At 70.8% G+C, this 26,216-nt stretch carries 22 protein-coding genes; 16 read left to right on the top strand and 6 right to left on the bottom strand.

Annotation, left to right across the window (positions count from 1 at the left end):
- The 4 genes from VFQ84_RS12835 to VFQ84_RS12820 all read left to right on the top strand — a co-directional run bounded on the left by VFQ84_RS12835 (window position 1) and on the right by VFQ84_RS12820 (window position 4,451).
- Complete coding sequence (locus VFQ84_RS12835; RefSeq protein WP_325132031.1) at window positions 1-1,581, top strand: iron ABC transporter permease; 1,581 nt, start codon at window positions 1-3, stop codon at window positions 1,579-1,581.
- Between the two features lie 90 nt (window positions 1,582-1,671).
- Window positions 1,672-2,763: a glycine cleavage system aminomethyltransferase GcvT gene (gcvT, locus tag VFQ84_RS12830; protein ID WP_325132030.1), complete on the top strand. Its 1,092-nt coding sequence runs from the start codon at window positions 1,672-1,674 to the stop codon at window positions 2,761-2,763.
- A gap of 84 nt (window positions 2,764-2,847) precedes the next feature.
- Window positions 2,848-3,243: a glycine cleavage system protein GcvH gene (gene gcvH / locus VFQ84_RS12825; RefSeq protein ID WP_325132029.1), complete on the top strand. Its 396-nt coding sequence runs from the start codon at window positions 2,848-2,850 to the stop codon at window positions 3,241-3,243.
- Window positions 3,244-3,995: 752 nt separating this feature from the next.
- Complete coding sequence (locus VFQ84_RS12820; protein ID WP_325132028.1) at window positions 3,996-4,451, top strand: hypothetical protein; 456 nt, start codon at window positions 3,996-3,998, stop codon at window positions 4,449-4,451.
- Window positions 4,452-5,129: 678 nt separating this feature from the next.
- Here VFQ84_RS12820 and VFQ84_RS12815 read toward each other — a convergent pair.
- Window positions 5,130-6,356 carry a serine hydrolase domain-containing protein gene (locus tag VFQ84_RS12815; protein WP_325132027.1) on the bottom strand — a complete coding sequence of 409 codons (1,227 nt, stop codon included), beginning with the start codon at window positions 6,354-6,356 and terminating at the stop codon, window positions 5,130-5,132.
- 76 nt (window positions 6,357-6,432) lie between these two features.
- Between VFQ84_RS12815 and VFQ84_RS12810 the strand changes: the two genes are divergently transcribed.
- Window positions 6,433-7,020: a LemA family protein gene (locus VFQ84_RS12810; RefSeq protein WP_325132026.1), complete on the top strand. Its 588-nt coding sequence runs from the start codon at window positions 6,433-6,435 to the stop codon at window positions 7,018-7,020.
- Window positions 7,021-7,075: 55 nt separating this feature from the next.
- Window positions 7,076-8,977 carry a M48 family metallopeptidase gene (locus VFQ84_RS12805; protein WP_325132025.1) on the top strand — a complete coding sequence of 634 codons (1,902 nt, stop codon included), beginning with the start codon at window positions 7,076-7,078 and terminating at the stop codon, window positions 8,975-8,977.
- Here VFQ84_RS12805 and VFQ84_RS12800 read toward each other — a convergent pair whose 3' ends face one another.
- A complete protein-coding gene (locus tag VFQ84_RS12800; protein WP_325132024.1) occupies window positions 8,978-10,570 on the bottom strand; it encodes a choline dehydrogenase in 1,593 nt (530 codons plus the stop codon).
- A gap of 160 nt (window positions 10,571-10,730) precedes the next feature.
- Between VFQ84_RS12800 and VFQ84_RS12795 the strand changes: the two genes are divergently transcribed.
- The 4 genes from VFQ84_RS12795 (at window position 10,731) to VFQ84_RS12780 (ending at window position 14,474) form a co-directional block, all read left to right on the top strand.
- On the top strand, window positions 10,731-12,071 hold the full coding sequence (locus VFQ84_RS12795; protein WP_414637050.1) for an NTP/NDP exchange transporter: 1,341 nt from the start codon (window positions 10,731-10,733) through the stop codon (window positions 12,069-12,071).
- An 87-nt stretch (window positions 12,072-12,158) separates the two neighbouring features.
- Window positions 12,159-13,268, top strand: coding sequence for an S-(hydroxymethyl)glutathione dehydrogenase/class III alcohol dehydrogenase (locus VFQ84_RS12790; RefSeq protein ID WP_325132022.1), 1,110 nt, complete (start codon window positions 12,159-12,161; stop codon window positions 13,266-13,268).
- Window positions 13,268-14,110 carry an S-formylglutathione hydrolase gene (gene fghA / locus VFQ84_RS12785; protein ID WP_325132021.1) on the top strand — a complete coding sequence of 281 codons (843 nt, stop codon included), beginning with the start codon at window positions 13,268-13,270 and terminating at the stop codon, window positions 14,108-14,110. Before VFQ84_RS12790 ends, fghA begins: the two co-directional genes overlap by 1 nt.
- A 13-nt stretch (window positions 14,111-14,123) precedes the next feature.
- Window positions 14,124-14,474, top strand: coding sequence for a DUF1304 domain-containing protein (locus VFQ84_RS12780; protein ID WP_345785972.1), 351 nt, complete (start codon window positions 14,124-14,126; stop codon window positions 14,472-14,474).
- Window positions 14,475-15,038: 564 nt separating this feature from the next.
- Here the strand turns inward: VFQ84_RS12780 and VFQ84_RS12775 are convergent.
- The 3 genes from VFQ84_RS12775 to VFQ84_RS12765 all read right to left on the bottom strand — a co-directional run bounded on the left by VFQ84_RS12775 (window position 15,039) and on the right by VFQ84_RS12765 (window position 18,979).
- Window positions 15,039-15,509, bottom strand: a complete 471-nt coding sequence (locus VFQ84_RS12775) for a hotdog fold domain-containing protein (RefSeq protein ID WP_325132020.1) — start codon at window positions 15,507-15,509, stop codon at window positions 15,039-15,041.
- Window positions 15,510-15,614: 105 nt separating this feature from the next.
- Complete coding sequence (locus VFQ84_RS12770; RefSeq protein ID WP_325132019.1) at window positions 15,615-18,086, bottom strand: acyl-CoA dehydrogenase; 2,472 nt, start codon at window positions 18,084-18,086, stop codon at window positions 15,615-15,617.
- On the bottom strand, window positions 18,083-18,979 hold the full coding sequence (locus tag VFQ84_RS12765) for an alpha/beta fold hydrolase (RefSeq protein ID WP_414637049.1): 897 nt from the start codon (window positions 18,977-18,979) through the stop codon (window positions 18,083-18,085). The genes VFQ84_RS12770 and VFQ84_RS12765 overlap by 4 nt, the downstream gene beginning before the upstream one ends.
- Window positions 18,980-19,102: 123 nt before the next feature.
- Here VFQ84_RS12765 and VFQ84_RS12760 point away from each other — a divergent pair, with 123 nt between their 5' ends.
- The 6 genes from VFQ84_RS12760 (at window position 19,103) to VFQ84_RS12735 (ending at window position 24,682) form a co-directional block, all read left to right on the top strand.
- Window positions 19,103-19,687 carry a TetR/AcrR family transcriptional regulator gene (locus tag VFQ84_RS12760; protein ID WP_325132017.1) on the top strand — a complete coding sequence of 195 codons (585 nt, stop codon included), beginning with the start codon at window positions 19,103-19,105 and terminating at the stop codon, window positions 19,685-19,687.
- Between the two features lie 132 nt (window positions 19,688-19,819).
- Window positions 19,820-21,568 (top strand): phosphoenolpyruvate carboxykinase (GTP), encoded by a 1,749-nt coding sequence (locus VFQ84_RS12755; RefSeq protein ID WP_325132016.1) that lies wholly within the window; start codon window positions 19,820-19,822, stop codon window positions 21,566-21,568.
- A gap of 86 nt (window positions 21,569-21,654) precedes the next feature.
- Window positions 21,655-22,581, top strand: a complete 927-nt coding sequence (locus VFQ84_RS12750; protein WP_325132015.1) for a histone deacetylase — start codon at window positions 21,655-21,657, stop codon at window positions 22,579-22,581.
- A 100-nt stretch (window positions 22,582-22,681) separates the two neighbouring features.
- On the top strand, window positions 22,682-23,281 hold the full coding sequence (locus VFQ84_RS12745; RefSeq protein ID WP_325132014.1) for an RNA polymerase sigma factor: 600 nt from the start codon (window positions 22,682-22,684) through the stop codon (window positions 23,279-23,281).
- Window positions 23,268-23,738: a hypothetical protein gene (locus tag VFQ84_RS12740; RefSeq protein ID WP_325132013.1), complete on the top strand. Its 471-nt coding sequence runs from the start codon at window positions 23,268-23,270 to the stop codon at window positions 23,736-23,738. Before VFQ84_RS12745 ends, VFQ84_RS12740 begins: the two co-directional genes overlap by 14 nt.
- 20 nt (window positions 23,739-23,758) lie before the next feature.
- Entirely contained in the window at window positions 23,759-24,682 is a 924-nt protein-coding gene (locus VFQ84_RS12735; protein ID WP_325132012.1) for a DUF4097 family beta strand repeat-containing protein, read from the top strand.
- A 14-nt stretch (window positions 24,683-24,696) separates the two neighbouring features.
- Here VFQ84_RS12735 and VFQ84_RS12730 read toward each other — a convergent pair whose 3' ends face one another.
- Window positions 24,697-26,202, bottom strand: coding sequence for a tetratricopeptide repeat-containing sulfotransferase family protein (locus tag VFQ84_RS12730; protein ID WP_325132011.1), 1,506 nt, complete (start codon window positions 26,200-26,202; stop codon window positions 24,697-24,699).
- Between the last annotated feature and the right edge of the window lie 14 nt (window positions 26,203-26,216).

The following is a 26,216-nucleotide window of genomic DNA, read 5'->3' as shown; positions in this document are numbered from 1 at the left end:
ATGAGCGCCGCCCTGCGCACCGCCTGGCCGCGGCTGCTGGCCTGGGCGTTGGCGCTGCCGCTGCTGCTGCCGGCGTTCTGGCTGGCCAGCGCGTTCGCGGTGCCCGCGCCCGAGGTCTGGTCGCACCTGCTCGCGCAGGTGCTGCCGGCGGCGGTGCGCAACACGCTGGTGCTGCTGGCGCTGGTCGCGGTGTTCGCGCTGCTGCCGGGCGTCGGCTTCGCCTGGGCCAGCGCGCGCTACGACTACCCGGGGCGGCGGCTGTTCGACTGGGCGCTGGTGCTGCCGATGGCGCTGCCCGGCTACGTCGTCGCCTTCGTCTACGTCGGCCTCGCCGACTATGCCGGGCCGCTGCAGACGACGTGGCGCGGCCTGGGCCTGCCGGCGGCGGGCTTCCCGGAGCTGCGCAGCGTGCCGGGCGCGGCCGCGGTGCTGGCGCTGGTCCTGTATCCCTACGTCTTCCTGATCGTCCGCGCCGCCTTCCTGCGCCAGGGCAGTGCGGCGATGGACGCCGCGCGCTCGCTCGGCCACGGGCCGCTGTCGGCGTTCTTCCGCGCCGCGCTGCCGATGGCGCGGCCGGCCTGGGTGGCGGGCCTGAGCCTGGTGCTGCTGGAAGCGCTGGCGGACTTCGGTGCGGTCAGCGTCCTCGGCGTCGATACCCTCACTACCGCGATCTACAAGACCTGGTTCGGGCTGTACTCGCTGGCGGCGGGCGCGCAGCTCGCCTGCGCGATGGTGGCCCTGGTCGCCCTGGTGCTGGTGCTGGAGCGGCTGGGCCGCGGCCGCGGGCGGCACGCCGGGCGCGCGCTGGTGCCGCCGCCGCGGCGGCCCCTGCGCGGCTGGCGCGGCCTCGCGGTGTCGGCGCTGGCGCTGGGCGTGGTGGCCCTGGGTTTCCTGGTGCCGGTGGCGCAGCTGCTGGCCTGGTCCTGGCAGTCGCGCGCGGCCCTGCCGGACGTCGCCGCGCCGGCGCTCAACACCGGGCTGCTGGCCGCGATGGCCGCAGGCCTGGTGCTGGCGATCTCGCTGGCGTTCGCGCTGCTGGGGCGGCGCGGCGCCGGCGACCGCGTGGTGCGGGCGGCGGGCTTCACCGCCGGCCTGGGCTATGCGGTGCCGGGCACGGTGCTGGCGGTCGGCGCGATGTGGCTGCTGGTCGCCGCCGAGCGCGCCTGGCCGTGGCTGTCGGGCCTGGCCTTGAGCTCGAGCCTGGTGGCGGTGCTGCTGGCGCTGTCGGTGCGCTTCCTTCGCGTCGGCCATGAAGCGACCGAGTCGGCGTTCCAGGCCCTGCGTCCCTCACTGGTCGAGTCGGCCCGCGTGCTGGGCGTGCCGGCCGTCGAGCGCCTGCGCCGGATCATGCTGCCGCTGCTGCGCCCGGGGCTGGTGGCGGCGCTGCTGCTGGTGCTGGTGGAAACCGTGAAGGAGCTGCCGGCCACCCTGATGCTGCGCCCCTTCGGCTGGGACACGCTGGCGGTACGCATCCATGGCTACACCACCGAAGGCCTGTGGGCACAGGCCGCGTGGCCGGCGCTCTGGCTGTGCGCGGTCGGGCTGGTCCCGGTGTGGTGGCTGGTCCGCCAGCAGCGCTAGGCGCTCCGGCCGGCGCCCGGCGGGCGCGTGGATGTCCGGGGTCGGCGGCGGTGCGATAATGCCCGCCTTTCCCCACCACCCCGGCAGGCCATGAGCAAGAAGACCGTCCTCAACGACACCCATCGCGCGCTCGGCGCCAAGATGGTCGATTTCGGCGGCTGGGACATGCCGATCAACTACGGCTCGCAGATCGAGGAGCACCACCACGTGCGCCGCGACGCCGGCATGTTCGACGTCTCGCACATGACCATCCTGGACCTGCGCGGCGACCAGGTGCGGCCCTTCCTGCGCCAGCTGGTGGCCAACTCGGTCGACAAGCTCGCCAAGCCGGGCAAGGCGCTCTACGCCTGCATGCTCGACGAGCAGGGCGGCGTGATCGACGACCTGATCATCTACTTCCTGGCCGAGGACTTCTTCCGGCTGGTGGTCAACGCGGCGACGCGCGACAAGGACCTGGCCTGGATCAGCGCCCGCGCGGTGCCGTTCGGCGTCGCCATCCAGGAGCGCCGCGACCTGGCCATCGTCGCCGTGCAGGGCCCGAACGCCCGCGACAAGGTCCTGGGCCTGCTGTCGCCCGAGGCCGCGCAGCGCGCCGGCAAGCTGGGCAAGTTCGTCGCCTGCGAGGCCGACGGCCTGTTCGTGGCCCGCACCGGCTACACCGGCGAGGATGGCTTCGAGGTGATGGTGCCCGAGGCGCAGGCCGCCGACTTCTGGAACCGGCTGCTCGCCGCCGGCGTCAAGCCGGCCGGCCTGGGCGCGCGCGACACGCTCCGCCTGGAAGCGGGCATGGCGCTGTACGGCCAGGACATGGACGAATCGGCGACGCCGTACGAGGCCGGCCTGGCCTGGACGGTGGCGCTGGACGAAGGTCGCGCGTTCACCGGCCGCCCGGCGCTGGAGGCGCAGAAGGCCACCGGCGCGGCGCGCCAGATGATCGGGCTGGTGCTGGACGACAAGGGCGTGCTGCGCCACGGCCAGCAGGTGTTCACCGCCGCCGGCGCTGGCGAGATCCTGTCCGGCACCTTCTCGCCGACCCTGGGCAAGGCGATCGCGCTGGCGCGGGTGCCGGCCGGCGAGGTCGGTGCGGTCGAGGTCGACATCCGCGGCAAGCGCCTGCCGGTGCGCGTCGTCAGGTATCCGTTCGTCCGCGACGGCGTCGCCCAGCCGGGCGTGCTGGCCTGACCCGCGCGCGCCGGATGCCTTCGACCGCGCTCCCCGCTAGACTACCCACACCCCCTGCCGCACACCGACCATCGAGGCCCTGTCATGAGTGAGATCCCCGGCGACCTGAAGTTCCTCAAGTCCCATGAATGGGCCCGCGTCGAAGACAGCGGCCGCATCACCGTCGGCATCTCCGACCACGCCCAGGGCCTGCTCGGCGACCTGGTCTACGTCGAACTGCCCAACGTCGGCGACACCCTCGAGCAGGGCGCCGCGGCCGCGGTGGTCGAATCGGTCAAGGCCGCCAGCGACGTCTACGCCCCGGTCGGCGGCACCGTGGTCGAGGTCAACGCGGCGCTGTCGGACAAGCCCGAGACCATCAACGAGGACGCCTACGGCGAAGGCTGGCTGTTCGTGATCGAAGCCAGCGAGCCCGAGCAGCTCAAGGAGCTGCTGTCGCCCGACGACTACGCCCAGCTGCTCGAGGACGAAGGCCACTGACGCCTCGCCTCCCCGATGCCACCGACACCGGCCGCCACGTGCGGCCGGTGTCGTTTCCGGCGTTCGGAAATGCGTCGCTGCGGTCGCCGGACGCGCCGGAAGTTCGCGCAGTTCGGCCATCCGGGGCATCGAAACGCGCCGTCGGGAGGCGTCGCCGGAAAGTTTTTTTCGGGCGTGCCGGACGCACCGGCGCGCGTGCCGCGACGACCCGCGCGGCGGTCGGCGGACGCGACGCGCGAACGCGTGCGCCGACGCGCGTGGCTTTTTTAAAGCGCTTTTTTTGCATGTGGTTTTTTCGCACGCCGTTCGGCGCGTGCGTCCGGCCCGAGGTCGCGGCGTGTTCGACGCCGGAACATGGCCAGGGGGCCTTGAAATTATTTCTGCAAAGTTGTTGACATCAAGATTTCCCGTGATTAGCTTTCGCCCAGCAGATGTCAACTGCGGACACGAGTGATCAGGATCGATACGACAGCGCGGGCGAAAACACCGAACTCCACCCGGACTCCGTCCTCGGTGGATCAGGGCAACCATCCCTCCGCGAAATCGAAATCGACCGTCTGCACACACCGCCATTCCAACGCCCGGGCCGGTCATGGTCCGGGCGTTTTCATTTCCGGCGCCGCCCCGCGCCGGACCCCCTCCGTCCACGGCGCCCTTGGCGCGGTGGCGGTGCCACGTCGCGGGAATCCTCCCGCGGCGGTGCGTTTGTGACTGGGCAGTCCAAAAACGCCAACTGACGAGGAGTTGACACCATGGCTACTAAGAAAGCTGCGAAGAAACCGGCCAAGAAGGCCGCCAAGAAGTCCGTGAAGAAGTCGGTCAAGAAGGTCGCGAAGGCCGTCAAGAAGACCGTGAAGAAGGCTGCCAAGAAGGTCGCCAAGAAGGTCGCCAAGAAGCCGGCGAAGAAGGCTGCCAAGAAGGTCGCCAAGAAGCCGGCCAAGAAGACCGCCAAGAAGGCTGCCAAGAAGGTCGCCAAGAAGCCGGCCAAGAAGGCCGCGAAGAAGACTGCCAAGAAGGCCGCCCGCAAGCCGGCAGCCAAGAAGGCCGCCAAGAAGTCGGTCAAGAAGACCGCCAAGAAGGCTGCGAAGAAGCCGGCCGCCAAGAAGGCTGCCAAGAAGCCTGCGGCCAAGAAGAAGGCGGCGCGCAAGCCCGCGGCCAAGAAGCCGGCGATGGCGATGCCTGCCGCCCCGGTGGCTCCGTCGCTCTAAGACGGAACGCAAGCAAGTCTGGACTCTCTCCCCGTGTTGCCCAGGCGGGGGGAGAGACTTTCCAGAAGCTCCAAAGAAGACGCCGGCCTTGTGCCGGCGTTTTGTTTGGTTCTTCTCCCATGTGTGGGGCTGGCGCCGTCGTCACCGCGGAAGCGAGGGTCGCTTCCTACTCAGTGAAGCCTTTATTTCGCAGGAAGCGACCCTCGCTTCCACGGCGCCGCCGGTGCGTAGCGGCTTGGGCGCGTGACGGAAGGCCCGTAGCCGCGCGCTCCGATGCTTGCGCGTGCAGGATCCGGACCAAGGCCGGGCATCTTTCCTGCTGATCCGGTGGGCTAAGCGGGCCGAGGCAAGTAGCCCCGGCACGTTAGCGCCTGCGTGTCCCTTCGGACACTGGATGTGGCTGCGGCGCGAGCCTGGAAGGTGGCCAGATCGGGAGTCCTCGCCGCCCGGCGGCGGGTGTGGGCTCGAGGCAAGTGTCGGTGCGACATCCGGCATCGAACGGCCTGCGCTGGCAATTTGGTGCAGCGCGGGCTCTTGATCTTGCGGCGCTGCGACGTGGCGTCGGTTTGCGAATGACGCGTGGCCACGGCCCCCCGGACTTGGGAGAAGAACCTTTTGTTTTACAGCGTTCCGTGGCGCGCCTTTCCCGGTACGGGCCGGGACGGGACGGGGCGCGGCTCAGCGGCGGCGGCGGACGGGCTCCGGCGCCAGCCAGTCGCGCGCCGGCAGGCCCAGCGCCCGGTCGAGCGTGGTCGGCAGCAGCGCCGCCGGCATCGACGATTCCGAGTTCCACAGGATGACCACGCCGATGTCCCGGTCGGGCAGGAAGGCCACGACCGCGCGGTAACCCTGCACGGCACCCGCGTGGTAGACCAGCGTGTGCCCGGCGTAGTCGTAGATGCGCCAGCCCAGGCCGTAATAGGCACTGCGCAGGCGCTCGCGGCGCCAGCTGTTGCCGCGGATCTCGCCCGGCGTTTCGACCTGCGGCGTCTGGATCTCGTTGAGCAGCTCCGGCGGCAGCACGTCCGGCCGGTGGCCCATCTGCGCCACCAGCCACTGCGACATGTCGTGGATGCTGGCGTTGACGCCGGCGGCCGGCGGGATCCGGTAGTAGGTTTCCTTCGGACGCACCGGCAGCCACTTGCCGCCGCTGCGCACGTGCGGGCGGGCCCAGCTGGGGCTGGCCTCGAGGCCGTCGCGGCCGAAGGTGGCGCCGTACATGCCGAGCGGATGGAACAGCCGCTTCTCGACCTGGTGGTGGTAGAAGTCGCCGGTGACCGCGAACACCAGGTCGCCAACCAGGCTGAAGGCGATGTTCTGGTAGCCGTAGCAGTCGCCCGGCGCGCAGACCATGGGCGCGTCAGAAAGTTTCTCGGCCAGCAGCGGGTAGGGCTGGTCCGCCTCGAGGTCGCGGTCGAAGGTGTTGTAGCCCAGGCCGACCCGGTGGCTGAGCACGTCGCGCACCGACAGCCGCTGCGCGCCCTGCAGGTCGCGCAGGGTGAAGGCGGGCAACTGGTTGGCGATCGGCGCGTCCCAGTCCATGGCGCCCTCGCTGACCAGCATCGCGCTCAGGGTGCTGGCGAACGCCTTGGACAAGGACGCGACCCGGAACACGGTGTCGGTGCCGACCGGCTGCGGATCGCGGCTGTCGACGACGCCGTAACCCCGCATCGACACCACCTCGCCGTCCTGGACGATGGCCATGGCCATGCCGGGAATGCGCGACTGGGTGACGACCCCTTCGGCCAGCCGTTCGATCTCGCGCGCCTGGGCGCTGAAATCGGGGGCGGTGGGCGGCACCGCGGGTGGGGCGGCGCTGGCAGCGAAGGCCCAGGCGACGGTGAGCCACAGGGCCGCCAGGGCGGCGGGCAGGTGGACCGGGGCTTTGGCTTTCGTGCGTGGCATGACCGACGTATGCTTGAAGGGCAGCCCCATTCTAGCGCGCGTTCTGCGCCAGGGGCCTGAACAGGGGAGAGTCCAGATGATCACTTTGCTCGTGCTGGTGCTGGTCGTCGGCGTGGCCGCGGCCTGGGGCGTCGGCATCTACAACGGGTTGGTCACCGCCCGCAACGCATTCAAGAATGCCTTCGCCCAGATCGACGTGCAGCTGACCCGGCGCTACGACCTGATCCCGAACCTGGTGGAAGTCGCCAAGGGCTACCTCAAGCACGAGCGCGAAACCCTGGAGGCGGTTATCCAGGCCCGCGCCGCCGCCGTCAGCGGCCTGGCGGCGGCCAAGGCCAATCCCGGCGACCCGAACGCCATGGCCTCGCTGGGCGGCGCCGAGACCGGCCTGGCCGGCGCGCTGTCGCGGCTGATGGTGGTCGCCGAGGCCTACCCGGACCTGAAGGCCAACCAGAACATGATGCAGCTCACCGAGGAGCTGACCTCGACCGAGAACCGCGTCGCCTTCGCGCGCCAGGCCTACAACGACTCGGTGATGGCCTACAACAACAAGCGCGAAGTGTTCCCCTCGAACCTCATCGCCGGCATGTTCGACTTCGCCGCGGCCGCCCTGCTCGAGATCACCGAGCCGGCCAAGCGCGAGGCGCCGAAGGTTTCGTTCTGACCGCGCGGCCGCCGCCCCGCCGGGGCGGTGGCCCGATCCCGGAGGCAGGTCGCGCATGAACTTCTTCGAACGCCAGCAGCAGGCCCGGCGGCAGTCGGGGCGGCTGGTCATCCTGTTCGCGATGGCGGTGGCGGCCATCGTCATCGCGGTGAACCTGGTCTACCTGGTCGCCGTGGGCGGCTTCCCCGAAGACGGCTCGCCGCGGAACGTGCTGGGCGGGATGCTGGTGGTCAGCGTGGTGACGGTGGGCATCATCGCCGTGGCCTCGATGCACCGCATCTCCAGCCTCAGCAGCGGCGGCGCCGCCGTGGCGCGGCAGATGGGCGGCACGCCCGTGCCGGAGGACACCACCGACCTGCACTACCGCCGGCTGCGCAACGTGGTCGAGGAAATCGCCATCGCCTCGGGCGTGCCGGTGCCGCAGCTGTTCGTGCTCGAGGACGAGGCCGGCATCAACGCCTTCGCCGCCGGCTACGCGCCGGGCGACGCCGCGGTGGCGGTGACCCGGGGTGCGCTCGACAAGCTCAACCGCGATGAGCTGCAGGGCGTGATCGCCCATGAATTCAGCCACGTGCTCAACGGCGACATGCGCCTGAACATCCGGCTGATGGGCCTGCTGTTCGGCATCCTGGCGCTGGCCATCGTCGCCCGGAAGGTGCTGCTGCACGGCCGCGGCAATTCACGCGGCGGCCTGCCAGTGATCCTGGTGGCGCTGGCGGTGCTGGTGGTCGGTTACGCCGGCCAGTTCTTCGGCCGCCTGATCAAGGCCGGCATCAGCCGCCAGCGCGAGTTCCTGGCCGATGCGTCCGCCGTGCAGTTCACCCGGCAGACCACCGGCCTGGCCGGCGCCCTGAAGAAGATCGCCGGCCTGCCCGACGGCTCGCGCCTGGCCAGCCGCGACACCGAGGAAGTGGCGCACATGCTGTTTGGCGACGGCGTCGGCTATTCCTCGCTGTTCGCCACCCATCCGCCGCTGCTGGCCCGCATCCAGGCGCTCGAGCCTTCGTTCCGCGCCGAAGCGCTGGAGGATCAGTCGGCGCGCTGGCAGATGCATCCGCCCTCGGGGCTGGACGAGGACGTGGCCCTGGGCCTGGACGCGCGCACGCCGCCGCCCTTGCCCGGCGACCGCGCCGAACTGCAGGTGACGCCGCCGGCCGTGGTGGCGCAGGTCGGTGCGCCGCAGGCCAATGACTACGCCCGCGCCGGTGCGCTGGTGAAAGCCATCCCGGAGGTGCTGCGGCACGCCGCGCGCGAGCGCGACGAGGCGCCGGCGATGCTGTTCGGACTGCTGATGGCGCCGCCGGGCAAGGTGCGCGAGCGGCAGCAGTTCGAGCTCAGCAGCCGCCTGGACGAGCGCCTGGTGCGGCAGACGCTCGACTACGCCGATCGCCTGGCCGAGCTGCCGCGGATCCTGTGCCTGCCGCTGGCGGCGATGGCGATGCCGTCGCTGCGGCGCCGACCGCGGGCCGAGCTCGAACTGTTCATGGACACCTGCTACGTGCTCACCCATGCCGACGGCCAGGTCAGCGTGTTCGAATACTGCCTGGGCCGGCTGCTGGGCGGGCACGTGAAGCACCTGCTGGACCCGGCCGCGAACTCGCGCCCCGCGAACCGGCGCCTGGCCGACCAAAGCGCGGCCGCGATCGAGGTGATGGCGGTGCTGGCCCAGGCCGGCCACGACGACCCCGCCGCGGCGATGCGCGCCTACCTGGCCGGCATCGCCCGCGTGTTCCCGCGCCTGAATGCCCCCTACCGGCCGCCGGCGGAGCCGCTGCGCGCGCTCGACGCGGCCCTGCCCAAGCTCGACGACGTCGAGCCGGTGGGCAAGGAGTTGCTGCTCGAGGGCCTGGTCGCCGCGGTCAGCCACGACGGCCGCATCTGCGTCGCCGAGGCCGAGCTGCTGCGTGCGGTCAGCGCGACCCTGCGCTGCCCGCTGCCGCCGATGCTCGAGGCCTGATCAGGCGGCCAGGCCGCGGATCAGGTCGGCGGCGCGTTCGGCGATCATCATGGTCGGGGCATTGGTGTTGCCGCCCACCAGCTTGGGCATCACCGAGGCATCGACCACCCGCAGGCCGCTGACGCCGCGCACCCGCAGCTGGGCGTCGACCACCGCCCCGGCGTCGTCGTCCGCGCCCATCCTGCAGGTGCCGACCGGGTGGTAGATCGACTCGGCCTTGCGCCGGATGAAGGCGACCAGGTCGGCCTCGTCCTGGAGCTTGTCGCCGGGGAACAGCTCCTCGCCGCGGAACGGCGCGAACGCCGGCTGCGCCAGGATCTCGCGCGAGAGCCGCAGGGCCTCGAGCATGACCTTCAGGTCGTAGCCATCCGGGTCGCTGAGGTAGCCGGCCTCGATCCGCACCTTGTCGGCGGCGTTGGCGCTGGCCAGGTGGACGCGGCCGCGGCTGCGCGGATGCAGGCCGCAGGCGTGCAGGGTGTAGCCGTTGCCGGGCAGCCGGTTGCGGCCGTGGTCGTCGAGCTGGGCGGGCACGAAGTGGAACTGGATGTCGGGGCGCTCGTCCTCGGCCAGGCGGCTGCGCAGGAAGCCGCCGGTCTCGGCGATGTTGCTGGTGCCCGGGCCGGACTTGAACAGGTAGTACTGCAGGCCGACCGAGACGTCGCTCAGCTGGTCGTAGCTCAGGCCCTGGGTGCAGCGGGTCATGGTGCAGACGTCGAGGTGGTCCTGCAGGTTGCCGCCGACGCCCGGCAGGTCCTTGAGCACCGCGATGCCGTGCTGGCGAAGGTGCGCGGCCGGGCCGATGCCCGAGAGCATCAGCAGCTGCGGCGAGTTGATGGCACCGCCGCTGAGGATCACCTCGCGGCGGGCGGCTTCGCAGAACGCGCCCTTGCCGTCGACCGCATAGACCACGCCGGTCGCGCGCTCGCCTTCGAAGGTGATGCGGCTGGCGGTGGCGCGGGTGATGACCGTCAGGTTGGGGCGCTTGCGCACCGGCGCCAGGTAGGCGCGGGCGCTGGAGCTGCGGGCGCCGTCGCGGGTGGTGGTCTGGTACCAGCCGAAGCCGTCCTGGCGGGCGCCGTTGAAATCGTCGCTGTCGGCGTGGCCGGCCTGGCGCGCAGCCTCGAGGAAGACCTCGGACAGGGGATTCTTGTGGCGCGGATCGGAGACGCCCAGCGGGCCGTCGCCGCCGTGGAACTCGCTCTCGCCGCGCTGGTTGCCTTCGCTGCGCTTGAAGTAGGGCAGTACGTTGTCCCAGTGCCAGCCGTCGGCGCCCATCGCGGCCCACTCGTCGTAGTCGCGCCGGTGGCCGCGGATGTAGCACATGGCGTTGATCGAGCTGGAGCCGCCGAGCACCTTGCCGCGCGGCCACCAGAGCATGCGGCCGTCGAGGCCGGGCTCGGGCGCCGTGCTGTAGTCCCAGTTCACGCCCTTCTTGCCGACCAGCTTGGCCAGGCCCGCGGGCATGTGGATGAAGGGGTGCCAGTCGGACGGGCCGGCTTCGAGCAGCAGCACGCGACAGTCCGGGTCTTCGCTCAGGCGGTTGGCCAGGACGCAGCCGGCGGAGCCGGCGCCTACGATGATGTAGTCGTACACAAGGTCTTCTTCATTCGGTAACGGACCGAGGCTAGGCCCCCGTTCTAGAGCAAACACTCGGGGCGGGGCAAGGGCGCTGGCGGGGTGTGACGGCGCTCACACGACGCTAACGGGCTGGCGGGCGCAGGCCGGGTTGGCTATCGTGCGACGACCCAACGGGATGCCCATGGAACCAGGGAAGGACACCGCCGGCCGCTTCGACCACCTGCGCGGCGCGCTGCGGGAGTTCCCGCCGCTGCTGTGGTCCTTCCTGTATTTCTTCTTCCTGTTGACCGGGTACTACGTGCTGCGTCCGGTCCGCGACGCCATGGGGGCCTCGGACGACGTGCAGTCGGTGTTCCCGCCGGGGCTGGTGCAGTGGGCGGCGGCCCGCGGCTGGGTGCTGGGCGACCTGACCCTGCAGCTGCTCTTCACCGGCACCTTCATCATGATGCTGCTGCTGCAGCCGGCCTACGGCGCCCTGGTCAGCCGCTACCCGCGGCGGGTGTTCCTGCCGGTGCTGTATGCGCTGTTCATCGCCTGCCTGCTGGGCTTCTACGTCCTGTTCGGGCGCGAGGTGCCGGGGCGCGGGGCGGTGTTCTTCATCTGGGTGGCGGTGTTCAACCTGTTCGCGGTGTCGGTGTTCTGGAGCTTCATGGCCGACATCTACACCGACATCGAGGCGCGGCGGCTGTACGGCTTCATTGCCGCCGGCGGCACCATCGGCGGCTTCACCGGCCCGGTGATCACGCGGGTGCTGGTGAACGAGATCGGGGTGCCGAACCTGCTGCTGGTGTCGGCCGCGCTGCTGTCGCTTTCGGTGGTCTGCATCCTGCGCCTGGGCCGCTGGGCCCGGCTGCGCGAGGCCGAGCGCGGCCGCAGCGGCGACGAGCAGGCGATGGGCGGCAGCATGCTGGCCGGCCTGCGCCTGCTGCGCGAGCAGCCGCTGCTGCAGGCAATGGCGGTGATCATGTTCTTCGGCGTCGGCGTGGGCACGCTGCTCTACAACGAGCAGGCGGCGATCGCGAAGGCGTTCTATCCCGACGTCGAGGCGCGCACCGCCTACTACGCCAACATCGACCTGGCCATCAACCTGGTCACGATCCTGGTCCAGGTGTTCCTGACCCGGACCCTGCTGGTGCGCTTCGGCGTGGCGCCGGTGCTGCTGATCCCGGCCGTGGCGATCCTGCTGGGCTTCGCCGCGCTCACCGCCTCGCCGCTGCCCCTGCTGGTGGCGGTGGTGCAGGTGGTGACGCGCGCCAGCGAGTTCTCCCTGGCCAAGCCCGGTCGCGAAACCATCTACACCCGCGTCGACCGCGAGGTCCGCTACAAGGGCAAGGCCGTGATCGACACCGCGGTGTACCGCGGCGGCGACCTGTTCTTCGTCTGGACGCACAAGTTCCTCGCGGCCTTCGGCTCGGCGGCGGTGTTCGGCGCCGGCATGCTGGTGGCCGGCATCATGACCCTGGGCGCCTGGCGCCTGATCCGCGAACAGGCCAGGCTGCCGGCCGATCCGCGCTGACCGGCCCCGGTCGTCTTCGCGTCCCGCAAACACCGCCCGGCGGCCGCTGCGCTACCCTGTGGGGCATCATTCCCGGGGAGTTCCCACATGAAGGTCAAGGCTGCCGTCGCGCACAAGGCGGGCGCACCGCTCACCATCGAAACCGTCGACCTCGAAGGACCGCGCTTCGGCGAGGTGCTGGTCGAACTCAAGGCCACCGGCGTCTGCCACACCGATGAGTTCACGCTCTCGGGCGCCGACCCGGAGGGCCTGTTCCCGGCCATCCTGGGCCACGAGGGTGCCGGCATCGTCGTGGACGTGGGCCCGGGCGTGACCACGCTCAAGAAGGGCGACCACGTCATCCCGCTGTACACGCCCGAGTGCCGCACCTGCGAGTACTGCCTCAACCCCAAGACGAACCTCTGCCAGGCCATCCGTTCCACCCAGGGCCAGGGCCTGATGCCCGACGGCAGCAGCCGCTTCAGCCTCGATGGCAAGCCGGTGCTGCACTACATGGGCACCTCCACCTTCGCCCAGTACACCGTGGTGCCCGAGATCGCGCTGGCCAAGATCCGCGAGGACGCGCCCTTCGACAAGGTCTGCTACATCGGCTGCGGCGTCACCACCGGCATCGGCGCGGTCATCTTCACCGCCAAGGTCGAAGTGGGCTCGAAGGTGGTCGTGTTCGGCCTGGGCGGCATCGGCCTGAACGTGATCCAGGGCGCGCGCCTGGCCGGTGCCGACATGATCGTCGGCGTCGACCTCAACCCGGGCCGCGAGGCGATGGCGCGCAAGTTCGGCATGACCCACTTCGTGAATCCGAAAGAGGTGGGCGGCGACCTGGTGCCCTACCTGGTGTCGCTCACGAAGGGCGGCGCCGACTACACCTTCGAGTGCATCGGCAACACCCAGGTGATGCGCCAGGCGCTCGAGTGCGCGCACAAGGGCTGGGGCACCAGCGTGATCATCGGCGTGGCCCCGGCCGGCGCCGAGATCAGCACGCGGCCCTTCCAGCTGGTCACCGGCCGCAACTGGCGCGGCAGCGCCTTCGGCGGCGCCCGCGGCCGCACCGACGTGCCCAAGATCGTCGACTGGTACATGGACGGCAAGATCGACATCGACTCGCTGATCACCCACACCATGCCGCTGGAGAAGATCAACGACGCCTTCGACCTGATGCATCGCGGCGAGTCGATCCGCAGCGTGGTCGTTTACTGATGTCGGTCGAGGTCGCCAGCGAACACGGCTGCTTCGGCGGCGTGCAGGGCTTCTACCGCATGCACTCGCCGGCCTGCGGCGGGTCGATGCGCTTCGCCGTGTTCCAGCCGCCGCAGGCGCGCGAGGGGCGGGTGCCGGTGCTCTACTACCTGGCTGGCCTGACCTGCAGCGAGGAAACCGCGACCATGAAGGCCGGCGCCCAGCGCGTGGCGGCCGAGCTGGGCCTGATGCTGGTGATGCCCGACACCAGCCCGCGCGACACCGGCATCGACGGCGCCACCGGTGACTGGGAGTTCGGCGAGGCGGCCGGTTTCTACCTCGACGCCACCCAGGCGCCGTGGTCGTCGCGGTTCCGGATGGAAACCCACGTGGTGCACGAGCTCTCCGCGGCCGTGGCCGAACACTTCCCGGCCGACCCGGCCCGGGCCGGTATCTTCGGCCACTCGATGGGTGGCCACGGCGCGCTGGTGCTGGCGCTGCGGCACCCGGACAAGTTCCGCAGCCTGTCGGCCTTCGCGCCGATCGTCGCGCCCAGCCAGGTGCCGTGGGGCCAGAAGGCGTTCTCGCGCTACCTCGGCGACCACCACCGGGCCTGGGCCGAGCACGATGCCTGCGAGCTGGTGCAGCGGCGTCCGTTCGGCGGCCCGATCCTGGTCGACCAGGGGCTGGACGACAAGTTCCTGGCGCCGCAGCTGCAGCCCGAGCGCTTCGAGGCGGCCTGCGCCGCCGCGGGGCAGGCGCTGACCCTGCGCCGGCACGCGGGCTACGACCACGGTTATTACTTCATCGCCAGCTTCATCGAGGACCACCTGCGGCACCACGCCGCGCAACTCGCCGACTGACCCGGAGCCCGCCATGTCCCTGACCGCGCAGCTGCTTACCGCTTTCGTCGCCCTGCTGCACCTGGGCTTCCTGGTGTTGGAGATGTTCTTCTGGACCAGGCCGCTGGGGCGCAAGGTGTTCCGGCTCGACCCGCAGGTGGCCATGGATTCGGCCAAACTGGCGATGAACCAGGGTCTCTACAACGGCTTCCTCGCCGCAGGCCTGGCCTGGGGCCTGTGGCTGGACGACAAGGGAATCTGTCTGTTCTTCCTGGGCTGCGTGGTGGTCGCGGGCCTGTTCGGCGCGGCGACGGTGAAGCGCTCGATCCTGTACGTGCAGGCCGTGCCGGCGATCCTGGCCGCCATCGCCACCCACTACTTCTGACCCGCTGATGCGCGTGCGCGTCGCGCACGACATGCGACTTCCCGGCAGCGACGCCCTGCAACGCAGTAGTTCGCCGACCGCCACTCAACACGACGTCCTGTCCATTGAGTGGCGGCCGTTCCGGCTTCCTGCCTCCACTTCGTCGAACTACTGCGTCGCAGGGCGTCGCCCCGGAAGCCAGTCGCACACCGGACCGGGATCAAGAGCGAGATCAAGATCAAGAGCGGCCTTGGGACATGGGACATTCCATGCGGCGTGCTTGGTCGTCAGCCTCGCCGCAACGACCCCATGGATTCATGAGGTGACCCGTTCGCCGCACGGATATGCCGCCAGCACCGTTGACCGGGCATTTGATCTCTTGGCGGTGTGCGACGGACGTCCGGGGCGACGTCGCACGCTGCACTGGTCCTTCTGAAGTGAAGGGCAGGAAGCCCGTAACGGCCGACGTTTGCTGCCAGGGATGGCGCTAGCAAGACGGCGGGCAGAAGGACTAGTGCTGCGGGCGGCGGCGCTGCCGAAAAGCCACGGAATAAGGAAGTTCGTGCGCGAGACGCACGCGCTCGATCAGCGCTTGGGGGTCAGCCACATGCGGATTTCGGCGTGGAAGACCTTTTCGCCGGCGGGGTCGAGCACGTCGACGCTGATGGGCAGGTCGTAGCCTTCCGTGGCGCTGACGATCGGGATCGTGGGCGTGGCCACGGCGCGCATCGTGCCTTTGGCCTTCTTCAGGTAGGACACCGTCATCCCCTTCGGGATCCAGCGCATGTCCTTGGGCAGGGACGCGTCGGTCATCACGCCTGCGCAGAGTTCTGCCAGGTTGCACAGCGCGATCGCGTGCACCGTGCCGATGTGGTTCTGCACGGCGCGCCGGTGCGGGATCGTGGCCTCGCAGCGGCCGGCTTCCAGCACGCGGATGGTGGGCTGGATGCTGCCGAAGTAGGGCGCCTTGAAGCAGACCGCGCGGCTGAACAGCCAGTGGCCGGCCGGGTAGCGGATGAACTTGCGGTAGAGCCTGAGCAGCGGCGTGTCGGGCATCGCGGTGTCTCCAAAAGCAACGTAGGAGGGCCTTCAGGCCCGAAGCCTTTCGGCGGAAAGCTTCGGGCCTGAAGGCCCTCCTACCGAGGGCCGGTCGATCCCGGCTCAGGCGGCGCGGTGCTGCTGCGCCGACTTTTCGCGGTGCAGCGAGGCGGAGACCAGGTCAGCCGGGTCGAAGTCATCGACCGTGATGGTTTCCCAGGTCAGCGCCCGCAGCTCCTCGAGCTGGGTCTTTTCCTCGGCGGTGATCCAGCCCTCGGCGACGCCCTCGGCCAGCTGCGACGGGAAGTCGAGCGCCTCGATGTCGCTGTTCTTGAGCGCCTTGAGGAACTTGCGCTCCACCGGCTCGGCCAGGATCACCTTGGGCAGGAAGCTGTTGATGCGGCCGGCCGGGTTGTTGGCGCAGGGCGTCAGGAAGATGCCCGAGGCCATGCGGTCACGCGCGTCCGACGGCGACATCAGCAGCGCCGCGGCGCGGCGGCCCAGGCGGTCCGACGGCAGCTGGGCGCGGCGGCCCCACGGGAACACCAGCATCCACATCAGCCAGCCCACCGGGCGGATCGGGAAGTTGCGCAGTGCGCCCGACAGGGCCAGTTCGATCTTGTGCGCCGAGTCGTGGAAGGCGTAGGCCAGCAGCGGCTGCTCGGCCGCCGGGCGGCCCTGGTCTTCGTAGCGCTTGAGCATGGCGCTGGCAATGTAGAGCTGGCTGAGCACGTCGGCGAAGCGGCCGGAGATTTTCTCCTTGAACTTGAGCTTGCCGCCGAGCGTCAGCATGGACACGTCGGCCACCAGCGCCAGGTTGGCCGAGTAGCGGTTGAGCTTGCGGTAGTAGCGGCGGGTGTAGGCGTCGCCCGGCACCTTGCCGATGCGCGCGCCCACCAGGCCCAGCACCCAGCTGCGCACGGCGTTGGAGATGGCGAAGCCGATGTGGCCGAACAGGTTGCGGTCGAACTCGCGCAGGCCCTCCGCGGCGTCCGGGTTCTGCGCCGCCTGCATTTCCTTGAGCACCCAGGGATGGCAGCGGATCGCGCCCTGGCCGAAGATCATCAGGGTGCGGGTCATGATGTTGGCGCCCTCGACCGTGATCGAGATGGGCGCGGCCTGCCAGCCGCGGCCCATGTAGTTCATCGGGCCCAGGATGACGCCCTTGCCGCCGTGGATGTCCATGGCGTCGGCCGCGACCGCGCGCGCCATCTCGGTGGCGTGGTACTTGGCGATGGCGGAGGGCACCGCCGGCTTCTCGCCGCGGTCGACCGCGGCGGCGGTGGCCTCGGACAGCGCCGCGCAGGCGTAGGCGTTGCCGGCGATGCGGGCCAGCGCTTCCTCGACGCCCTCGAAGCGGCCGATCGACAGGCCGAACTGCTTGCGGATGCGCGAGTAGGCGCCGGTGACCACGGCAGCGAGCTTGGAGGCGCCGCTGGAGGTGGACGGCAGGGTGATGGCGCGGCCGACCGACAGGCACTCGACCAGCATGCGCCAGCCCTGGCCGATGTACTGCTCGCCACCGATCAGCTGGCTCAGCGGCAGGAAGACTTCCTTGCCGTGCAGCGGGCCGTTCTGGAAGGCGCAGTTGAGCGGGAAGTGGCGGCGGCCGATGTTCAGGCCCGGGGTCTCGCGCGGGATCAGCGCCAGGGTGATGCCGCGGTCGGACTCGTCGCCCAGCAGCTTGTCCGGGTCATGCAGGCGGAAGGCCAGGCCGATCACGGTCGCGACCGGCGCCAGCGTGATGTAGCGCTTGTCGAAGGTGAGCTTGACGCCGAGCACGCGGGCGCCGTTCCACTCGCCCTCGCAGACGATGCCGAAGTCGGGGAGCGAGGTGGCATCGGAACCGGCGGTCGGGCCGGTGAGCGCGAAGCAGGGCACGTCGCGGCCGTCGGCCAGGCGCGGCAGGTAGTGCTGCTTCTGCTCGTCGGTGCCGTAGTGCAGCAGCAGCTCGGCCGGACCCAGCGAGTTCGGCACGCCGACGGTGGAGCTGAGCGTGGCCGAGATCGAGGCCAGCTTCTGGATCACCTTGTGGTGGGCCAGCGCGCTGAAGCCGAGGCCGCCGTATTCCTTCGGGATGATCATGCCGAAGAACTTGTTCTTCTTCAGGAACTCCCAGAGCTCCGGCGGCAGGTCGTTGCGGACGTGGGTGATTTCCCAGTCATTGGTCATCTTGCAGGCCTGCTCGACCGGGCCGTCCAGGAAGGCCTGTTCCTCGGCGGTGAGTTCCGGCTTGGGCTGGGCCAGCAGCGCGTTCCACTTCGGCATGCCCGAGAACAGCTCGCCCTCGAAGCCGACGGTGCCGGCGTCGAGCGCGGTCTTCTCGGTGTCCGACAGCTTGGGCAGCATCTTCTTGTAGATGCCCAGCAGGGTCTTGGTGATGACGGCCTGGCGCAGCGGGGTCACCAGCAGTGGCAGCGTCACCACCGCCAGCAAGGCGCCGGCGACCACGGTGGCGGTGAGGTTGGCGCCGGCCAGGCCGACGGCGACCAGCAGGGTGGCGGCCACCGCGGTGAACACCGCGAGGCTGAGCCGGTGGTAGGCCACCAGCAGGATCGCCAGGACCAGCGCGAGGAAGGGGGCAAGGATGCTCATCGTGGATCTCCGTGGGCGGCCGTGGGGGCCGGCAGGTCGTGCAGGAATTGGAGCAGGGTATCGGTAAAGGCGCTGTTGTCGTCACCGGCCACCATATGGGTGGCCTGTGGCAGTTGGACGTGGCGCGCGTGCGGCGCCAGTTCCAGGAAATGGGCGACCGTGCGGTCGGTCACCAGGTCGCTGCGGCCGCCGCTGACCAGCAGCACCGGGACATCGAGCGCACGGCAAGCGTCCTCGATGTGGCCCTGCAGGCCGTCGGTGTCGGGGATGAACTCGCTCAGCAGGCGCGGGTCCCAGTGCCAGCCCAGGCGGCCATCTTCGCGCCGGACCAGCAGGTGCGCCAGCTGCGCGGGGGACTTTTTCTCGCGGCGGTGGGGCAGGTAGGCCGCGATCTGTTCGGCCGCGTGCTCGAAGGACGCGAAGCCGTCGGGATGCGCGTTCATGAAGCCAAGGATGCGCTCGACGCCGGCGGCTTCCCAGCGCGGGGTGATGTCCACCAGCACCAGGGCGGAGAACACCCGGTCGCGCGCCTGCGCCATCAGTCCGGTCAGGCCGCCCATCGAGGCACCCACCAGGATGGGCGCGGCGCCCAGGGCCCGGGCGGCGGCGCTGACGTCGTCGACGAACTGCTCGCCGGCATAGCGCGAGCCGGCCGGGTTGCGCTCGGACTGGCCGTGGCCGCGCACGTCCCAGGCCAGGCTGGCGTGGCCGGCCTCGGCCAGGCGCTGCTGCGTGCTGCGCCACGCCTGCCGGGTCTGGCCGAAGCCGTGCGCGAGCAGCAGGCCGGGGCCACCGCCGGCGACGTGTTCGGCGGCCAGCGCCAGCCCGTCGCGCGTGCGCAGGGGCAGCACGGAGGACGCGGGTGCGGTGGCAGCTTGGGCGAGGCTATCCATACGGCCGAGTATGGGATGCCCGGTCGGGACCTGTCAATACCAAAGCGTATGGTGCATGATGGCGCGGCCCGGACCGGCCGTGAAGGCTTACCCGGCTCCCCTGCAGCCAGTAGACTCCGCCGTATGGTCGCATCCGCCCCCAAAACCGAACGCCCCTCGCGCCTGAGCGCCGAGGACTGGGCCCTGGCCGCCCTGGACGTCATCGCCGAGCAGGGCCTCGCCGCGGTCGCGGTCGAGCCGCTCGCACGTCGACTCGGCGTGACGAAGGGCAGCTTCTACTGGCATTTCCCGTCGCGCGAGGCCTTGCTGGTCGCGGCGCTGGAGCGCTGGGAAGTGATGGAGCAGGAAACCGTGTTCGGCCAGCTCGAGGCGATCTCGGATCCGCGCGCGCGCCTGCAGTCGCTGTTCCAGCTGGTGGCGCACGAGCTCAAGCCGCACATCATCTATAGCGAGCTGCTCAAGGCGCTCGACCATCCGGTCGTGCAGCCGGTGCTGCACCGCGTTTCGCAGCGGCGCCTGGACTACCTCACCGCCAGCTTCCGCCAGGCCGGCCTGCCGCGCTTGGACGCGCAGAACCGCGCCCGCCTCACCTATGCCGCTTACGTCGGCTTCCTGCAGCTCTCGCTGCAGCTGGGCCAGCCGCGCCTGCACCACGACGAGTTCGAGGCCTACGTCGGCCACGTGATGACGACCCTGATCCCGGAATGACGGGCCGGGCGTTCGCGTGGCGGCCACGCGCCCCCGGCGGCGAGCGGTTAGAATGGCCGCCGTAGACCGGCGCTGGGTCCGCGCGCCGTCCCCGCTTTCCCCTTGACCGGCCCCGCCAGGAGCCTTACCGCCATGCCCAGCCAGCTCGCCAGTCTCAAACAGTGGGTCGACGACGTCGCCCGCCTCACCCAGCCCGACCAGGTCCATTGGTGCGACGGCTCCGATGCCGAGAACGCGGTGCTGGTCGAGCGCATGCTCGCCAACGGCGACCTGCTCAAGCTCAACGAACAGACCCACCCGAACTGCCACCTGCACCGCTCCAGCCCGCAGGACGTGGCCCGGGTCGAGCACCTGACCTTCGTCTGCACCCGTGACCCGGCCGACGCCGGCCCGAACAACCACTGGATGGAGCCGGCCGAGGCCCACGCCCAGATGGACGCGCTCTACGCCGGCTGCATGCGCGGCCGCACCATGTACGTGGTGCCTTACTGCATGGGCCCGATCGATTCGCCGCTCTCGCGCTGCGGCGTCGAGATCACCGACAGCCCCTACGTGGTCGCCAACATGCGCATCATGACCCGCATGGGCGCGGCGGCGCAGGCGCGCATCGAGCGCGAGGGTTCGTTCGTGAAGGGCCTGCACTCGATCGGCGAGCTCGACCCGAACCGCCGCTTCATCATGCATTTCCCGGAAGAGCTCGCGATCCAGAGTTTCGGCTCCGGCTACGGCGGCAACGCGCTGCTGGGCAAGAAGTGCCACGCGCTGCGCATCGCCAGCTACCAGGCGCGCACCGAGGGCTGGCTGGCCGAGCACATGCTCATCGTCGGCATCGAGAACCCGCAGGGCGAGACCCACTACGTCGCCGCCGCCTTCCCGAGCGCCTGCGGCAAGACCAACCTGGCCATGCTGATCCCGCCGGAAGGCTACCGCCGCGACGGCTGGAAGGTCTGGACGGTCGGCGACGACATCTGCTGGATGCACCCGGGCGCCGACGGCCGCCTGTACGCGATCAACCCCGAGGCCGGCTTCTTCGGCGTGGCGCCGGGCACCAGCGAGAAGACCAACGCCAACGCGATGGCCATGCTCAACCACGATGCCATCTTCACCAACGTCGGCGTCACCGCCGACAACCAGCCGTGGTGGGAGGGCATGACCACGGGCGCGCCGGCGCAGGACTGGCAGGGCCGTCCGTACGACAAGGCGGTCAGCCCGGCTGCGCATCCGAACGCGCGCTTCACCGTCAGTGCGAAGCAGTGCCCGAGCTACACCGACAAGGCCGAGGATCCGCAGGGCGTGCCGCTGAGCGCGATCGTCTTCGGCGGCCGCCGCGCTTCGCTGGTGCCGCTGGTGCTCGAGGCGCGCGACTGGACCCACGGCGTGCTGGTCGGGGCCTCGATGGCCTCCGAGACCACGGCCGCCGCCACCGGTGCGGTGGGCGTGGTGCGTCGTGACTCGATGGCGATGAAGCCGTTCGCGGGCTACAACTTCGGCGACTATTTCGCGCACTGGCTGTCGTTCGACAAGCCGGGGGCCAAGCTGCCGAAGATCTTCCAGGTCAACTGGTTCCGGAAGGACGCGGACGGGAAGTTCATGTGGCCGGGCTTCGGCGACAACCTGCGGGTGCTGGAGTGGGTGCTCAAGCGCGCCACGGGCCAGGCCGGTGCGCTGGAGACGCCGGTGGGCAACCTGCCCAAGCCGTCCGACCTCAACACGGAGGGCCTGGACCTGACCGCGTCGACGCTGGAGCAGCTGCTCAGCATCGACCGGGAGGGCTACAGGGCCGAGATGGCGAGCATCGGGGAGTACCTCGACGAGTTCGGCGACCGCACGCCGGCCGCGCTCAAGGCCGAACGCGCCAAGATCGCCGCCCAACTCGCCTGACCCGACGAAAAAAGGGTCAGAGTAGTTATTCGTTTTAAACGAATAATCACTCTGACCCCTTTTCTTCGCGGCTATGCTTGCTGGCGATGAGGGCTTATTACTGCCACCACTTCGTGCTGCCTTTGCCGGACGGGCATTCGTTCCCGATGGCGAAGTACGCGCGGCTGCACGAGCGCGTCGTGGCGATGGCCCCGGCGCTGGGCATCACGCTGCACGAGCCGCCGCCGGCCAGCGATGAGGACCTTTCCCGCGCCCACGACCCCGCCTACCTCCGCGCCATGTCCGAGGGTAGCGCCGATGCGGCGCTGATGCGCCGCATCGGCTTCCCCTGGTCGGCCGCCATGGTCGAACGCTCCCGGCGCTCGTCCGGCGGCACCCTGATGGCCCTGCGCGACGCCCTCGAAGGCGAGGGCATCGCCGTGAACCTGGCCGGCGGCACCCACCACGCCGGACCCGCCCGCGGCGGCGGCTACTGCGTGTTCAACGATGCCGCCGTGGCCGCACGCCACGTGCAGGCCCGCGGCCTCGCCCGGCGCGTGCTGGTGGTCGACCTCGACGTCCACCAGGGCGACGGCACCGCCCTGATCGCCGCCGGCGACGAAACCCTGTTCACCTTCTCCATGCATTCGGCCCGCAACTACCCCGCGGTGAAGCCCGCCTCCGACCTCGATGTCGCCCTGCCGGACGGCACCGGCGACGACGCCTACCTCGACGCCCTGGCCACCCACCTGCCGCAGGCCATCGCCCGGGCCCGCGCCGACGCCGTGGTGTACCTGGCCGGCGCCGATCCCTTCGTCGGCGATCGCCTGGGCCACCTGGCCCTGAGCAAGCCCGGCCTGGCCGAACGCGACCGACAGGTGATGGCGGCCTGCCGGCGCCACGGCCTGCCGCTGGCCGTCTGCATGGCCGGCGGCTATGCCCCGGACGTCGACGACATCGTCGATATCCACGCCGCCACCGTGCAGCGCGCCGCGCGCCACCATCGCGACCTGGCCGCCGATCGGCCGGCGTGACCCGTCCGGACCGGCCCGGCCGGGTCCTCGCGGGGCCGCCTACGCCGCTTACCGGTCGCGCCGTCTAAACCTTGCGGCGGCCTGCGGCATCCGAGTGGGTATGCTGAGCCTCGCCGTGACCCTCGATGCCGCCCACGACCCCACCGCCGCTTCGCCGCGCGAGGAAGACCACGCGCTGGTGCGCGCGGCCGGCGGCGGCGACGTGCGGGCCTTCGAGCAGCTCTATCGCAAGCACGCGCGCCGCGTGTACGCCGTGCTCTGGCGCCTGTGCGGGCACGAGGCCCGCGCCGAGGACCTGGTGCAGGAGGCCTTCGTGCGCGCCTGGCAGGCACTGCCGGCGTTCCGCTTCGAAAGCGCGTTCTCGACCTGGCTGCACCGGCTGGCGGTGAACACCGCACTGATGGACCTGCGCGCCCGCCGCGGCGCCGAGGCCCTGGAGGACGATGACGCGGCGCTGGCGTTCGAGGCCACCGGCGACAGCGCCGGCCAGCGCACCGCGCTCGGGCTCGACCTCGAGCGCGCCGTCGCCACGCTGCCGCCGCGCGCCCGCGCCGTGCTGGTGCTGCACGACGTCGAAGGCTGGAAGCACGAGGAGATCGCCGCCGAACTGGGCATGGCGGTCGGAAGTTCCAAAGCCCAACTGCATCGCGCCCGCGGCTTGCTGCGCACGCGCCTGGGAGAGGCCCATGAGCCAGAGTGACCTGCGCTGGCGGCTGCGCCAGCTGCCGAACGAAATCGAACCGCCCCGCGACCTGTGGCCGGGCATCGCCGCGCGCCTGCCCGCGCAGGCGCCGCGACGCCCGCACCGCCGCTGGCTGGGCGGACTGTCGCTGGCGGCATCGCTGGCGCTCGGCCTTGGCCTGGCCTGGCAGCTGCGCGTGCCCGAGGTCGCCCGGCCCGATCCGCAGGCCGAACTGGTGCAGCGCGAAGCCGACGCGCTGACCCGCGAGTACGAGGCGGCGCTCGGGAACTTCGACGGCCTGCCGATGCCCGAGCCGCTGGCGCCCGCGCTGGCCACGCTCGACAGCAGTGCCGGCGAGATCCGCGCCGCGCTCGACGCCGATCCGCAGGCCCGCTACCTGCTCGGCAAGCTGCGCCGCACCTATGCCCGCCGCCTGGAACTGACCCAGCGCGCCGCCGGCAGCCCCCACGCATGAACACGAGAACGGAGAAGACCATGTCCACCCACGCCCTGCTGCGCGCCGCCGCGCTCGCCAGCCTGGTCGCCGGCGCCAGCGCGCTGGCGGCCACGCCCATCAACGAAACCCGCCCGCTGTCGGCCACCGGCAGCGTCAGCATCGAGAACGTCAAGGGCCTGGTCACGGTCCGCACCTGGGACCAGCCGCGGGTACGCGTCACCGGCAGCCTGGGCGAGGGCGTCGAGAAGCTCGAGATCGAGGGAAGCGGCGATCGCCTGTCGATCGTGGTGCGCTATCCGCAGCGCAGCGGCTGGTTCGGCTGGGGCAATTCCAGCGGCGAGCCGTCGACGCTCGAGGTGATGGTGCCCGCGGCGGCCAGCCTGAAGGTTTCGGCGGTCAGCGCCGACATCGACGTCGACGGCACCGGCGGCGAGCGCCTGGCGCTGGAGTCGGTCAGCGGCGACGTGCTGGTCCGCGGGGCCCGTGCCGGCGACGCCAGCTTCGAAACGGTGAGTGGTGACATCGACGCCGAGGTCGCCAGCCGCAGCACCCGCGCCGAAACCGTCAGCGGCGACCTGCGCCTGCGCGGTGCCATCGATGGCCAGGTCGAGCTTGAATCGGTGTCGGGCGACGTCGGGCTGCAGGCCGCGACCCTGGAGCGCCTCGAGGCCAGCAGCGTGTCCGGCGACGCCGACCTGACGCTGTCGCTGGCGCCGGGCGCGCGCATCACGGCCGAGACGCTCAGCGGCAACCTCGTGCTGCGTCTGCCGGCCGGCGCCTCGGGCCGCCTGCACGCCGAGTCCTTCAGCGGCAGCATCCGCAGCCCGGTGGGCGAGGTGCAGACCGAGGAATACGGCCCGGGCAGCTCGCTGCGCACCCAGCTCGGCGACGGGTCGGCCGACCTCCAGCTGGAGACGTTCTCGGGCGACATCCGCATCACCACCGGCACCGCCGGCGACTGAGGCGGCGCGGTGGCTCAGCCGGCGGTGTCGACGCCGGCGTCCTGCAGCGCCGCGCGCAGCGGCGCCAGGTGCCCCGCGAACGGCCGCCAGCGGCCCGAGGCCTTGCTGTTGAGCGGCTGCCGCACCTGCCAGTAGCTGGCGGTCTTGACCGTGTTCGACTGCGTGTGGAACTGCAGGCAGGCCTCGTCGAAGTCGAGGCCCAGGAAGGCCAGCAGGCGCTCCAGCGCCGGCCGCGGCTCGCGCACGAAGGCGTCGTAGTCGAAATCGAGGATGTCGTCGCCGTACAGGGACGTCCAGTGCGCCATCAGGCGACGGTACTGGCCGTAGTAGTGGCCGATGTCGCCCAGGTCGGCCGAGTAGCCGGCCACCCGCAGGTTCAGGTGCTGGGTGAACACCGACAGGCCGGTGTCCATCGGGTCGCGCAGGGTGTGGATGATCTTCGCGTCCGGGAACAGGCGCTTGATCAGGCCCACCAGCTGGAAATTGTCGGGGCGCTTGTCGGTGAGGTAGCGACGGTCCTGGCCCTGCGGGAAGCGGCGCGCCAGTTCGTCGCGGTATTCCCGTGCGAATGCCTGCACGCGGGCCTCGTCCAGGCCGGCCACCGAGGCCGGGAAGGGCGCCAGGCGCTGCGCCGCGAGCCGAGGCAGGAAGTCGAGTTCGCCGCCCGCGGTGACCTGCGGATGCGCGGCCAGGACCTGTTCGATCAGGGTGGAGCCCGAGCGGAACATGCCCAGCACGAACAGCGGCGCCGGACCCGGTGCGGCCTGCGCCGGCGCGACGGCGGCGGTCGGGAAGGCCGCGATCATCGCGTCGGTCAGCGCGACCTGGTGCGCGCGGTCGTAGCTGCGGCCGCTCTGGCGCACCAGGCTGCGGTTGCCGCGGGCAAAGGCGTCGAAGGACAAGTCGTGGGCGCCGAGGCGCTCGTAGGCGCGGCCGAGCGCGAACAGCAGGTTGGCCCGCACCGTCAGGTTGCCGACGATCCTGCCGGCGGCCGCGTTGGCGCGCGCCAGCAGCGGATCGTCGGTGCCGGTGGGCGTGCTGAGGTTCAGGGTGCGCGCCAGCGCTTCCTGGCGCAGCTCCTCGCTGGCCCGGTCGGCGCTGGCCGGCGCGGCCAGGATGTCGGCGTAACAGGCCAGGGCCTGGTCGCGCTCGCCGCGCTCTTCGTGCAGGTTGCCCAGGTTGAGCGCGGCCGGCAGGTAGCCCGGCGCCCGCGCCAGTGCGGCGCGCAGCTCGGCCTCGGCCTCGTCGTCGCGGCGCAGGAAGTCCGACAGCAGCGCGGCGCGATTGAGGTGCACTTCCTCGGGACGGTTCACGCCGCGGGCGAGGGCTTCGCCGTAGGCTTCGAAGGCTTCGTCGTAGCGGCCTTCGGCGCGCAGCAGGTAGCCCAGCTCGTACCAGCCCTCGGCGGCCTCGCGACGCGTGGCCAGCACCTGCCGGAACAGGTCGATGGCTTCGGCGCGGCGGCCCTGGCGATGCAGGGCGGCCGCCTGGGCCAGGAGGTCGGGGGTGGGCTCGGTCATCGGGGCGTCCAGCG

This window comes from Arenimonas sp. (assembly GCF_035721105.1).
Lineage (GTDB): Bacteria > Pseudomonadota > Gammaproteobacteria > Xanthomonadales > Xanthomonadaceae > Arenimonas.
Note: the sequence above shows the minus strand (reverse complement) of the source record. Positions and strands in the feature narration are given on the sequence as shown.